Here is a 12377-nt window from a genome sequence, read left to right on the forward strand (position 1 = left end):
GGGGGGGCTTAACAGCAGGTGGTGGTCACAAAGTCGGGCAGGGCGGGGCTGCCGTCGGACAGAGTTAACACCTCGTAGCCCGTGGGCGTGACGAGGATGGTGTGTTCCCACTGGGCTGACAACGAGTGGTCGCGCGTGACGATGGTCCAGCCGTCGCCCAATTCTTTGATGTCTTTCTTGCCCGCGTTGATCATGGGCTCAATGGTGAAGGTCATGCCCTCTTGCAACGTCTCGCCAGTGCCAGCTTTGCCGTAGTGCAGCACTTGCGGCTCTTCGTGGAACACCTGGCCAATGCCGTGGCCGCAAAACTCGCGCACCACCGAAAAGCCGTGGCTCTCGGCAAAACGTTGAATCGCAAAGCCAATGTCGCCCAAACGTGCGCCCGGCTTGACCTTGACGATGCCATGCCACATGGCTTCGTACGTCAATTTAGACAAACGCTTGGCCGCGATGGACACCTCGCCCACCGAGAACATGCGGCTGGTGTCACCATGCCAACCGTCTTTGATGACGGTGATGTCGATGTTCACCACATCGCCTTTTTTCAGCGGCTTGTCATTGGGAATGCCATGGCACACCTGGTGGTTGATGGAGGTGCAGATGGATTTGGGGTAAGGGTTGTCACCGCTGGGGTTGTAGTTCAGCGGGGCGGGAATGGCCTTTTGAACTTCTGTGATGTAGTCGTAGCACAGCTTGTCGAGCTGGTTGGTCGTCACGCCCGGCACCACGTGCGGGGTGATGAAATCAAGAACTTCGGAGGCCAGTTTGCCCGCGATGCGCATGCCTTGTGCGCCTTGGGCGTCTTTGATGGATGTGGTCATGGTCATGATTATCCCATCCAGGGCAAAACACCTGTTTCCAGCTTTGAATTGTGTACAAAATACCCTCGGCGGACACGTAAAATCTAACCTTTGCCGACCAGCCCCAGTCAGCGGCCCGGCCCGATTCGATTTCCGTCTTTTTCTCAAGGCTCCCTCGTGTCCCTGCACCTCAGCATTTTCGAAGGCGGCAACGCCCTCAGCGATTTCCGTGTTCAACAGCTCTTGCCCCGTTTGGCGGCCATCTCCCCGCAAATCCATGGTCTGAGCGCGCGTTTTGTGCATTTGGCTGCGACCGAGGCCAAGCTGGATGCCGCGCAGCAGCAAACACTGGCTGCTTTGCTGACCTATGGCGAGCCTGCGCACAAATCACCCGCAGGCACTTTGCTGGTGGTCACGCCACGTTTTGGCACGGTGTCGCCTTGGGCGTCTAAGGCGACTGACATTGCACACAACTGCGGCTTGCAGCTCAAGCGCATTGAGCGCATCACCGAGTTCCACATTCAACTCAAAGACGGCTTGCTGAGCAAAGCCACGCTCACACCCGAACAATTGCTGGCCGTGGCCGATGTGTTGCACGACCGCATGACCGAGTCGGTGATGCGCACACGCGATGAGGCGCTGGGTTTGTTCACCGAATTGCACCCCGCACCGATGGAACAAGTGGACGTGCTCCAAGGTGGCGAGGCCGCCTTGCATGACGCCAACAAGCGTTGGGGCTTGGCTTTGGCTGAGGATGAGATTGCGTATTTGGTAAACGCCTTCACCCAACTCAAGCGCAACCCCACCGATGTGGAGCTGATGATGTTCGCGCAAGCCAATAGCGAGCACTGCCGGCACAAGATTTTCAACGCCGAGTTCACCATCGACGGCGAAGCGCAATCGCACAGCCTGTTTGGCATGATTCGCCACACCGAAAAAACCAGCCCGCAATTTACTGTGGTGGCTTATTCGGACAACGCCTCCATCATGGAAGGCCACCAAGTCGAACGCTTTTTGGCCACCAACAATGGCAAAGATCTGCCTCAGTACGAAAAAGTATCCGCCACCAACCATGTGTTGATGAAGGTCGAAACCCACAACCACCCCACCGCCATTTCGCCTTACCCCGGTGCGTCCACCGGCAACGGCGGCGAGATTCGCGACGAGGGTGCCACAGGCCGAGGCTCCAAGCCCAAGGCCGGTATGTCGGGCTTTACGGTGTCTAAGCTGTGGGGCAGCACGGATGGCAAAAGTTTGGGCCGTCCCTCACACATGGCCAGCCCTTTGCAAATCATGACCGAGGGCCCCTTAGGCGGCGCGGCGTTTAACAACGAGTTTGGCCGTCCCAATCTGACAGGCTACTTCCGCGAGTACGAGCAAGACGTGGCCGGTGTGACACGCGGCTACCACAAGCCCATCATGATTGCGGGTGGCTTGGGCGTGATTGACAGCGAACAAACCAAGAAGATTGAATTTCCCGCAGGCAGCCTGTTGATTCAACTGGGCGGCCCCGGCATGCGCATTGGCATGGGCGGAAGTGCCGCCAGCTCGATGGCCAGCGGCACCAACGCGGCTGAGCTGGACTTTGATTCGGTGCAACGCGGCAACCCCGAAATTGAACGTCGTGCGCAAGAGGTGATCAACCATTGCTGGGCCCAAGGCAAGAACAACCCCATCCTTGCCATTCACGACGTGGGCGCGGGCGGTTTGTCCAACGCGTTTCCAGAACTCACCAACGACGCAGGCCGTGGCGCACGCTTTGATTTGCGCGCAGTGCCCCTCGAAGAATCGGGCTTGGCCCCTAAAGAAATTTGGTCAAACGAAAGCCAAGAGCGCTATGTGATGGCCATTGCGCCAGAGTCGCTGGAGCAATTCAAAGCCTTCTGCGAGCGCGAGCGTTGTCCATTTGCGGTGGTGGGTGTGGCGACTGAAGAGCGTCATTTGACTGTTGCCAATGAAGATGCGGTGCTAGCTCACCACATAGGTGAAAGTGCAGAGGCGGCAGTCAATATGCCCATGAACGTGCTGCTGGGCAAGCCACCCAAGATGCACCGCGACGTCACGCGCGTTGAGCGCACCAGCGCCCCCATGAACCTCACAGGCGTGAGCTTGCAAGAATCCGTCATCAACGTGCTCAGCCACCCCACCGTGGCCAGCAAACGATTCCTCATCACCATCGGTGACCGCGCCGTGGGTGGCCTGACGCACCGCGACCAAATGGTGGGCCCTTGGCAAGTGCCTGTGGCCGATGTGGCCGTGACCTTGGCCGACTACCAAAGCTTCGCGGGTGAAGCCATGAGCATGGGCGAGCGCACGCCGCTTGCTTCACTAGACGCACCGGCCTCTGGCCGCATGGCTGTGGCTGAAGCCATCACCAACTTGTTGGCCGCACCGTTTGAATTGCCTCGCGTCAAGCTCAGCGCCAACTGGATGGCCGCTTGCGGCGAGCCTGGTGAAGACGCTGCGCTGTACGACACCGTCAAAGCTGTGGGCTTGGAACTGTGTCCAGCCCTGGGAATTTCCATTCCTGTTGGTAAGGACAGTTTGTCCATGCGCACGCAGTGGAGTGAGAACGGCGAAACCAAAAAAGTCACCTCACCCGTGAGCCTGATCATCAGCGCGTTTGCGTCCATCCCCGATGTGCGTGGCACGCTCACACCACAACTCAACAACACCGAAGACACCACCTTGGTGTTGGTGCAGTTGGGCGAGGGCAAGCGCCGTATGGCGGGCAGCATCTTGGGCCAAGTGCTGAACCAGGCTGGCGACGAAGTGCCAGACCTCGACGATGCGCAAGACTTGATTAAGCTCGTTAACGCGGTGAACGCATTGCGCGCGCAAGGCAAGATCTTGGCGTACCACGACCGCAGCGATGGTGGCTTGATAGCCACTGTGTGCGAGATGGCTTTTGCAGGCCAAGTGGGCGTGGCGCTGAATGTGGACATGCTCATCACCGAAGGCGACGGCATCCACGACAGCCGCGCTGAGTATGGCGACACCAAAAACTGGGCTTCACAGGTCGGTGCTCGTCGCGAAGAGCTGACGCTGCAAGCCTTGTTCAACGAAGAGCTGGGTGTGGTGCTGCAAGTGCGCACATCTGAGCGCAACGAAGTGATGCAAACCTTGCGTGAGCATGGCTTGTCCAAGCACAGCCACTTTGTGGGCAAGACACGACCACAGTCATCCACCATAGCCAAAGGCAAGGGCGAGATCAGCGTGTGGCGCGACACCAAAGAAGTGTTTGTGGCCAAGTTGGCCGACCTGCACCAAGTGTGGGACAGCGTGAGCTGGAAGATTTGCCAACAACGCGACAACCCTGCGTGTGCCGATGCAGAGCACGCCGCAGCGGGCAACCCCACAGACCCCGGCATGCACGTGCATTTGCCAGCGGGTATCACCGACAACGTGGCAGCACCGTTCATCAACGTGGCCACTAAACCCAAAGTCGCCGTGCTACGCGAGCAAGGCGTGAACTCACACGTTGAGATGGCCTATGCGTTTGCCGAAGCCGGCTTTGACGCGTACGACGTGCACATGACCGACCTTCAAACAGGCCGCGCCAAGCTGCAAGACTTCAAAGGTTTGGTGGCGTGCGGTGGCTTCAGCTACGGCGATACCTTGGGCGCTGGCATTGGATGGGCGCGCAGCATCACGTTCAACCCCGTGTTGTCTGAGAAAATGCAGCAGTTCTTTGCACGTACCGACACCTTCGGTTTGGGCGTGTGTAACGGTTGCCAAATGTTTGCCGAGTTGGCCGACATCATTCCTGGCGCTGAGCACTGGCCACGCTTCACCACCAACCAAAGCGAGCGTTTTGAAGCGCGTCTGAGCATGGTGGAAGTGTTGAAGTCGCCATCTTTGTTCTTCGAAGGTATGGCGGGTGCACGTTTGCCGATCGCCGTGGCGCACGGCGAAGGCTTCGCCAACTTTCAAGCTCGCGGCAATGCTGCCCAAACCATTGGCGCTATGCGTTTTGTGGACAACAACGGCCAAGCGACGATGCAGTACCCGTTCAACCCGAACGGCAGCTTGGCAGGTCTGACTGCGGTCACCACAGCAGACGGACGCTTCACCGCCATGATGCCGCACCCCGAGCGCGTGTTCCGCAACGTGCAAATGAGCTGGACCGACTTGGCTGCTTCAGGAGGCGTGGATGCGTTCAGCCCTTGGATGCGCATGTGGCGCAATGCACGCAAGTGGGTGGGTTGATCAACGCGTTTTGTAAAACGTGATCGGTGACTCGGCCATCTCTTTGATGCGCTGGTTGAGCACCGACTTTTTCATCTTGCCCACTACATGCATTTCGCAGGGCTTGCAGTCAAAACGCAGGGTGAGCTTTTCGCTGCCATTGATGAGCATCAGCGGCTCGGCCTTGACTGTGCCTTGCACACCCGTCACACCTTTGGCTTGTTTGGGGCACAAGCTCATGCTAAAGCGCACGCAGTGTTTGGTGATCATCAGGCTGGCTTCGCCTAGCTCCTCGTGGCTTTCATAAGCGGCTTCAATCACTTTCACGCCGTGCTTGGCATAAAAGTCGTGTGCCTTTTGATTGAACACGTTGGCAAGGTAGGTGAGCGAATCTTCGGGGTAGCTCACGGGGGGCTCAACGGCTACTGCGCGTTGGGGACGGTCATAAGCCTTTAGACGAGCGAGTTCCAACTGCTCCACCGCGTCGCGACGCAAGGCGTTGAGTGACGAGGCGGGAACAAACCAAGCTTGGCTGATGTTGATTTGAAGGTTGAGCACTTCAAACACACTTGCGCCAAATTTGCTCAAGTGCTCGCGCAGGCTGGCGTCGTTGCGCACAGCGTCTTTGGCGAGTTCTTTGGAGCAGGCGAGGGTGGCGCTGGCCGTGTGGCCGTCTTCGTCGGTGAGCTTGAGCGCAAAGCCTTGCGGAGTTTCTGCAAGCTCGACCCATGCGCCAATGCGTCGTTCGCTTGAGTTTTTCTCAAGTCCACGCACCCAATCCATGTCGCGGTTGCGGTTGATGACCATGCCTGCACGCAAATCGCGAAAGCCTTCAATCGGGTCTCTGGGGAATAAACGCCACACACCTTTTTTGGGGCTTGGCTCGGCGCGGTTGATGGCCACGCCCACCAGTTCTTTTTGTAGATCGTAGTAGCAAAGGCCATCGCCGTTGTGCAGCACGGCCGCTTTGTCGTATGGCTGCACTTCGAGCCAATTGGAGCCAGTGCCCATCACTTCGCCCAACACGATGCCTGGGTTCTTAGGCGAGTCAAATGCGCCAATGTCTTCTTTGCGGCCTTGCACAAAGTAGTCGGTGAACTCGCGGTTGAAGTTTTGCTCTGGGTTGGGCGTGAAGTACAGCGTGGTGTTGCCACTCGATGCGCGGCTGAGGGGTGGGCGCTCCGGGTCGGTCGAGTATTGACGGGCTTCGATCAGCTCGTCCATCAACACGCGGTAATGGCCGGTGATGTTTTTCACATAGGCCATGTCTTTGTAACGGCCTTCGATTTTGAAGCTGCGCACTCCGGCATCGACCAAAGCCGCGAGGTTCTCGCTTTGGTTGTTGTCTTTCATCGAGAGCACATGTTTGTCATGCGCGATGAAGCGGCCTTCGGCATCGGTCACGTGATAGGGCAGGCGGCAGGCTTGGCTGCAGTCGCCACGGTTGGCGCTTCGACCGGTGTGGGCATGGCTGATGAAACACTGGCCACTGTAGGCCACGCACAAAGCGCCGTGCACAAAGAACTCTAAGTTGCAGCGCTCGTCGTCTAACACATCGTGGATGGCTTTGATTTGCGGCAGCGTCAGCTCGCGGGCCAACACGATTTGTGAGAAGCCAACGTCTTGCATGAAGCGGGCTTTTTCGGGCGTGCGAATGTCGGTTTGTGTGCTGGCGTGCAGTTGAATAGGCGGCAAGTCCAGCTCAAGCAAACCCATGTCTTGCACGATCAGCACATCTGCGCCTGCACGGTACACATCCCACGCCATTTTTTGCGCGGCTTCCAGCTCGTCGTCGCGCAGAATCGTGTTGAGGGTGATGAAAATTTTGCTGTTGAAGCGGTGCGCCTCTTTGCACAAGCGTTCAATGTCTTGCAGCGTGTTGGAGGCGCTGGCTCGCGCACCAAAGGCAGGAGCGCCGATGTACACCGCGTCTGCGCCGTGGTGAATGGCAGCAATGCCGATGTCGGCATCACGCGCGGGGGCTAGGAGTTCGAGTTGGTGGTTAAGCAAAGACATAGCGTGAATTATCTAGAAAAACAAAAGCGGCCCGAAGGCCGCTGTGTCAGTGACGCGAAGGTGATTTACTCGACCTTGGCTTTGGCGCGCAGTTCTTGTTGGAAGGCGGCCATGCGTTGTTGCGTCATTTGTTGCACGATTTGTGGCTTCACGTCTTCAATCTTTGGCAACTGGGCTTCACGCACGTCGTCCAAACGGATGATGTGGAAACCAAACTGGCTTTGCACAGGCGCAGACACTTGGCCTTTGTTCAAAGCGACCATGGCGTCTGAGAATTCTTTGACGTAGTTGCCAGCAGCGGCCCAATCGAGATCGCCACCATTGGCGCCTGAACCTGGATCTTTGGATTGCTTCTTGGCGATGTCTTCAAACTTGCCGCCTTTTTTCAGGCTGGCAAGAATGGCATCAGCTTGGGCTTGTGTTTCCACCAAAATGTGGCGAGCGCGGTACTCTTTGCCGCCGTTGGCCGCCACAAATTTGTCGTATTCGGCTTGCACGTCAGCGTCGGTGACAGCAGAAGTTTTTTGGAATTCAGCGAACAACTCGCGAATCAAAATGGTTTGACGGGCCAACTCGATTTGTGTTTTGTACTCAGGCGTGGCGTCTAAACCGCGCTTTTGCGCTTCTTGCATGAAGATTTCGCGCGCAATCACTTCTTCTTTGATTTGGGCTTCCACATCGGGAGTGACAGGGCGACCAGAGCGGGCCACTTGTTGAGCCAGTGCTTCGACACGTGTTGAAGGCACAGCCTTGCCGTTGACGATGGCGATGTTTTGGGCATTGGCGCCCATGCTCAAGCAAGCGAGTGCAGCGGCTGCCACAGCGGTCCAAATCATTTGTTTTTTCATGTCAGCTCTCAGGGGGTTTCTATGACTTCAATGGCCAAGGCATGCAAGCCTTGATCGATATATTCTTGCAATGCATCATACACAAGGCGATGGCGCGAAACGCGGGATTTGCCAGTGAAGATGTCACTCTGAATGCGCACGCGAAAGTGTGTGCCAAAGCCGCTGTCGTTGGCGCCAACGTGGCCTGCATGGGCCGCACTTTCGTCTAGAACTTCAACAAAAACGGGATTTAAGCGTTCTTGTAATCGCTGTGTCAGCAGGTGTGAGGTGATGCTCATGCTTGGTCCTCAGGCTGCTCTTTGATGAAGCGGCTCATGTACATGCCTTGGGCCACCACAAACACCAGCATCAGGCCCAAGCCGCCAAAGAGTTTGAAACTCACCCACGTATCAGTGTCAAAGTGGTTGGCCACCCAAATGTTGACGCAGCCCATGACCGCAAAAAAGCATGCCCAGCTGTGCAAAAGCACGCCCCATGCATGGTTTGGCAACGCCACCTGTGCGCTCATGAGCTTTTGGATGAAGTTGCGTTTGAACACGTAATGGCCCAGCCACAAGGCACTGGCCATGAGCCAATACAGCACGGTGGGTTTCCATTTGATGAAGGTTTCGTCTTGCGTCAGGAGCGTCGCCCCGCCAAACACCACGATGACGCCAAGGCTGACCCATTGCATGGGTTCGACAAACCCGTTTTTGCGCCACAGGTAGCCAATTTGCAGCACGGTAGCTGCAATGGCCACAGCCGTGGCGGCCATGATGCCCCACGTTTTAAAGGTCACGAAGAACAGGATGATGGGGAAGAAGTCGAGCAGTAATTTCATAAGCGCAATTATTTGTTTGGCACGAAGTCTAACGAAGCCGAGTTCATGCAATAGCGCAAGCCAGTAGGCGCAGGCCCATCGTTGAACACATGGCCGAGGTGAGCGCCACATTGGCTGCAAACCGTTTCCACCCGCACCATGCCGTGTGTCGTGTCGCGATGCTCGGTGATCGCTTCTTCAGTGACTGCGGTGTGAAAGCTGGGCCAGCCGCAGCCCGCATCAAACTTGGTAGACGCGTCGAACAGTTTGGCGTCGCAGCACATGCAGTGGTAACTGCCTTTTTCCCAATGGTCTTCATATTTGCCGGTAAACGGGCGCTCAGTGGCAGCTTTGCGCGTCACTTCATATGCCACGGGCTCGGCGTTTTTGGCGGCGAGGAGGGCGCGCCATTCTTGTTCGGTTTTTTGGAGGGTCATGAGGAGCAACTGATTTCGATGGATGAAGCCCAATCTGGCGCAAGGCCAGCCCAGGCTTCGTAAGTGGGGTGTTCGTCAAAGGGCGCGTGCAGCACATGCAACAGGTCTTGCACCATCGCAAAGTTGCCTGTTTTGGCTTGGCGAATGGCCAGTTCGCCCAAGTGGTTGCGCAGAATGTATTTAGGGTTGGTGCACAGCATGGCGTCGCCTGCTGACAGGCGGTTGACTGAGCCTAGGCGGTCTAGATAACGGGTGCACCATGCATCAAACACCTCGCGGTGCATGAAGAGATCACGCACGGGCTCAAACGCATGGGTGCTGTGAGCAGATTCACGCACAGCCAAGCTCAAACGGCGCCAAAACACGGTGTAGTCCACACGGTCTTGCTGCAGTGCTTGCAGTAGGTCTTCCACCAATGCGCGGTCGCCCTCGTGCACGCCATTCAGCCCCAGTTTGTTGCGCATGCCTTGGTCCATAGCACTTGGGAAAGTTTCTTTGTAGCTTTCTAGTGCAGCCAAAGCGAGTGCTTGTTCGTCAATCAGCGGCATCAGGGCTTGACCGAGGCAGAACAAGTTCCAGTAAGCAATTTGCGGCTGCCGCGCATAGGCGTAGCGGCCTTGGTGGTCAGAGTGGTTGCAAATGTGGTTGGCGTCAAAGCCATCTAAATACTGAAATGGCCCATAGTCGAGCGTGAGACCTAGCACGCTCATGTTGTCGGTATTCATCACGCCATGGCAAAACCCCACGGCTTGCCACTGGGCCATCAAAGTGGCGGTGCGCTGGGTGACTTCCTGCAACAACGCGACATAGCGCTCAGTGCTTTGTTTGTTTTGCAACTCAGGGAAATGCGCTGTCACCACATGATCGGCCAATGCACGCAGCTCATCGATTTGGCCGTTGGATGCGAAATGCTCAAAGTGGCCAAAGCGCACAAAGCTCGGTGCTACGCGGGTGACCACGGCGGCAGTTTCGACCTCTTCACGGCGTACATGAGCGGGTGAACCTGTGACACACAAAGCGCGTGTGGTGGGAATGCCCAAACCATGCATGGCTTCGCTGGCTAAAAACTCGCGAATGCTGGAACGCAATACAGCGCGTCCATCACCGCGGCGTGAGTAGGGCGTTGGACCTGCGCCTTTGAGTTGCAGCTCTTGCAGGCCTGCTGGGGTTTGGATTGCCCCGAGGTTCAATGCACGGCCATCGCCGAGCTGCCCCGCCCATTGGCCAAACTGGTGGCCGCTGTAGACGCTGGCATAAGTGAGGTGGTCTGCTGTGCGTCGGTTGCCAGTGAAAAGATCCAAAGCCTCTTGTTGTTCCCACAAGTTTGTGGGTAAGCCCAGACCATCACGCAAAGCATCGTTGCAGCCTACCCAATGTGCTGCTGGCAGGGGAGTGGGATCGGTCGGCGTGGCGAATGTTTCGCCCAGTGACGCAAATCCCTTTTCAGACGTATGTAGCCAAGGCAAGTCAGCAGTTGGAGTGGCGGCAATATCAAACATAGACCCCATTGTCTCGGGTTATCCATAGGCTGGTTTTTTGTGGGCTTTACGCAAATCGACACAAAGACTTGGCACAATACATAAAAAAGCACGACCGTGCGAAAAAACAAACCAGCAAGGAGGCACCATGCTAGGACTGATGCAAGACCAACCTCTGTTGATCTCAAGCTTGATTGAGTTTGCAGACAAACACCATGGCGATGGTGAAGTGGTGTCGCGACGCGTAGAGGGCGACATTCACCGCTACACCTGGTCAGACGTGGCACGCCGTTCACGCCAAGTGGCTAATGCTTTGGATGGCCTGAAGTTGGGATTCGGCGACCGTGTGGCTACGATCGCTTGGAACGGCTATCGCCACCTTGAGTTGTACTTTGGCGTCAGCGGCTCAGGCCGCGTGCTGCACACCATCAACCCGCGCTTACACCCTGAACAAATTGCGTGGATTGCCAACCATGCCGAAGACCAAGTGCTGTGCTTTGACATGACGTTTTTGCCCATCGTCCAAGCCGTGCACAGCAAGTGCACCACGGTGAAGCACTGGGTGGCGATGTGCGATGCCGATAAATTGCCCGCAGACACTGGCATCCCCAACCTCATCAGCTACGAAGCATGGATGGGCAAACAAAGCACCAGCTACCCATGGCCTGTGTTTGACGAAAACACCGCATCCAGCATGTGCTACACCAGTGGCACCACAGGAAACCCCAAGGCGGCCCTGTACAGCCACCGCTCCACCACTTTGCACGCTTACGCCGCTGCGCTGCCCGATGTGATGTGCATCTCCGCGCGTGACGCCATCTTGCCCGTGGTGCCTATGTTTCACGTCAACGCTTGGGGCATCCCCTACAGCGCGGCGCTCACGGGTGCCAAGCTGGTGTCTCCAGGCCCGGGCATGGACGGCAAGTCGGTGTACGAGATGATCGAGAACGAGGGCGTCACCTACGCAGCCGGTGTACCCACCGTGTGGCAAATGTTGCTGACGTACATGCTGCCCCATGGCTTGAAGTTCTCCACCCTGAAGCGCACCGTCATCGGCGGCTCGGCATGCCCCCCTGCCATGATTGATGCCTTCCGCGATGACTACGGCGTTGAGGTGTTGCACGCCTGGGGCATGACAGAACTCAGCCCCTTGGGCACTTTGTGTACCTTGAAAAATAAGCACCTCAAGCTGTCCAAAGAAGAGCAAATGAAATTGCTGATGAAGCAAGGCCGCGCGATTTATGGCGTAGACATGAAAATCGTCAACGACGCGGGCGAAGAACAAGCGCACGACGGCAAAGCCTATGGCGACTTGCTGGTGCGCGGCCCATGGGTGGTGTCTAGCTATTACAAAGGCGAGGGCAACCCGCTCGTGAAAGACAAAGACGGTCAAAGCTGGTTCCCCACAGGCGACGTGGCCACCATCGATGCCGATGGTTTCATGCAAATCACGGACCGAAGCAAAGACGTCATCAAATCAGGTGGCGAGTGGATCAGCTCCATCGACATTGAAAACATTGCCGTGGCTCACCCCGCTGTGGCGATGGCGGCTTGCATTGGCGTGGCCCACCCCAAGTGGGACGAGCGGCCCATCGTGGCTGTGGTGAAAAAACCCGACGCCCAAGTGAGCCGTGAAGAACTGCTGGCTTTCTACGAGGGCAAAACCGCCAAGTGGCAAATTCCAGACGACGTGGTGTTTGTCGATGCCATTCCGATTGGGGCCACCGGCAAGATGCTCAAAACCAAATTACGCGAGCAGCTCAAAGACTACAAGCTGCCAAGCGCCTAACCCTCCCGATTCGTTTAATGAA

9 protein-coding genes are annotated in these 12377 nt (G+C 56.9%); 2 read left to right on the top strand and 7 right to left on the bottom strand.

Features of this window, described 5'->3' with window-relative positions; translation table 11 throughout:
- Nucleotides 1-8: 8 nt before the first annotated feature.
- Nucleotides 9-821, bottom strand: a complete 813-nt coding sequence (gene map / locus RMR24_RS11905) for a type I methionyl aminopeptidase (protein WP_310615355.1) — start codon at nucleotides 819-821, stop codon at nucleotides 9-11.
- A gap of 156 nt (nucleotides 822-977) precedes the next feature.
- Between map and purL the strand changes: the two genes are divergently transcribed.
- Complete coding sequence (gene purL, locus RMR24_RS11910; RefSeq protein ID WP_310615292.1) at nucleotides 978-5009, top strand: phosphoribosylformylglycinamidine synthase; 4032 nt, start codon at nucleotides 978-980, stop codon at nucleotides 5007-5009.
- Here purL and RMR24_RS11915 read toward each other — a convergent pair whose 3' ends face one another.
- The 6 genes from RMR24_RS11915 to RMR24_RS11940 all read right to left on the bottom strand — a co-directional run bounded on the left by RMR24_RS11915 (nucleotide 5010) and on the right by RMR24_RS11940 (nucleotide 10596).
- Nucleotides 5010-7004 (bottom strand): U32 family peptidase, encoded by a 1995-nt coding sequence (locus RMR24_RS11915; RefSeq protein ID WP_310615293.1) that lies wholly within the window; start codon nucleotides 7002-7004, stop codon nucleotides 5010-5012.
- 65 nt (nucleotides 7005-7069) lie between these two features.
- Nucleotides 7070-7852, bottom strand: coding sequence for a peptidylprolyl isomerase (locus RMR24_RS11920; RefSeq protein ID WP_310615294.1), 783 nt, complete (start codon nucleotides 7850-7852; stop codon nucleotides 7070-7072).
- An 8-nt stretch (nucleotides 7853-7860) separates the two neighbouring features.
- Nucleotides 7861-8130: a BolA family protein gene (locus RMR24_RS11925; protein ID WP_310615295.1), complete on the bottom strand. Its 270-nt coding sequence runs from the start codon at nucleotides 8128-8130 to the stop codon at nucleotides 7861-7863.
- Nucleotides 8127-8672 (bottom strand): septation protein A, encoded by a 546-nt coding sequence (locus RMR24_RS11930; protein ID WP_310615296.1) that lies wholly within the window; start codon nucleotides 8670-8672, stop codon nucleotides 8127-8129. Before RMR24_RS11930 ends, RMR24_RS11925 begins: the two co-directional genes overlap by 4 nt.
- 8 nt (nucleotides 8673-8680) lie before the next feature.
- Nucleotides 8681-9088, bottom strand: a complete 408-nt coding sequence (msrB, locus tag RMR24_RS11935; protein WP_310615297.1) for a peptide-methionine (R)-S-oxide reductase MsrB — start codon at nucleotides 9086-9088, stop codon at nucleotides 8681-8683.
- On the bottom strand, nucleotides 9085-10596 hold the full coding sequence (locus tag RMR24_RS11940) for a protein adenylyltransferase SelO (protein ID WP_405023339.1): 1512 nt from the start codon (nucleotides 10594-10596) through the stop codon (nucleotides 9085-9087). The genes msrB and RMR24_RS11940 overlap by 4 nt, the downstream gene beginning before the upstream one ends.
- Nucleotides 10597-10714: 118 nt before the next feature.
- Between RMR24_RS11940 and RMR24_RS11945 the strand changes: the two genes are divergently transcribed.
- Nucleotides 10715-12355, top strand: a complete 1641-nt coding sequence (locus RMR24_RS11945) for a 3-(methylthio)propionyl-CoA ligase (protein ID WP_310615299.1) — start codon at nucleotides 10715-10717, stop codon at nucleotides 12353-12355.
- Nucleotides 12356-12377 lie beyond the last annotated feature (22 nt).

This window comes from Limnohabitans sp., assembly GCF_031539105.1.
Classification (GTDB): Bacteria; Pseudomonadota; Gammaproteobacteria; order Burkholderiales; family Burkholderiaceae_C; genus Limnohabitans.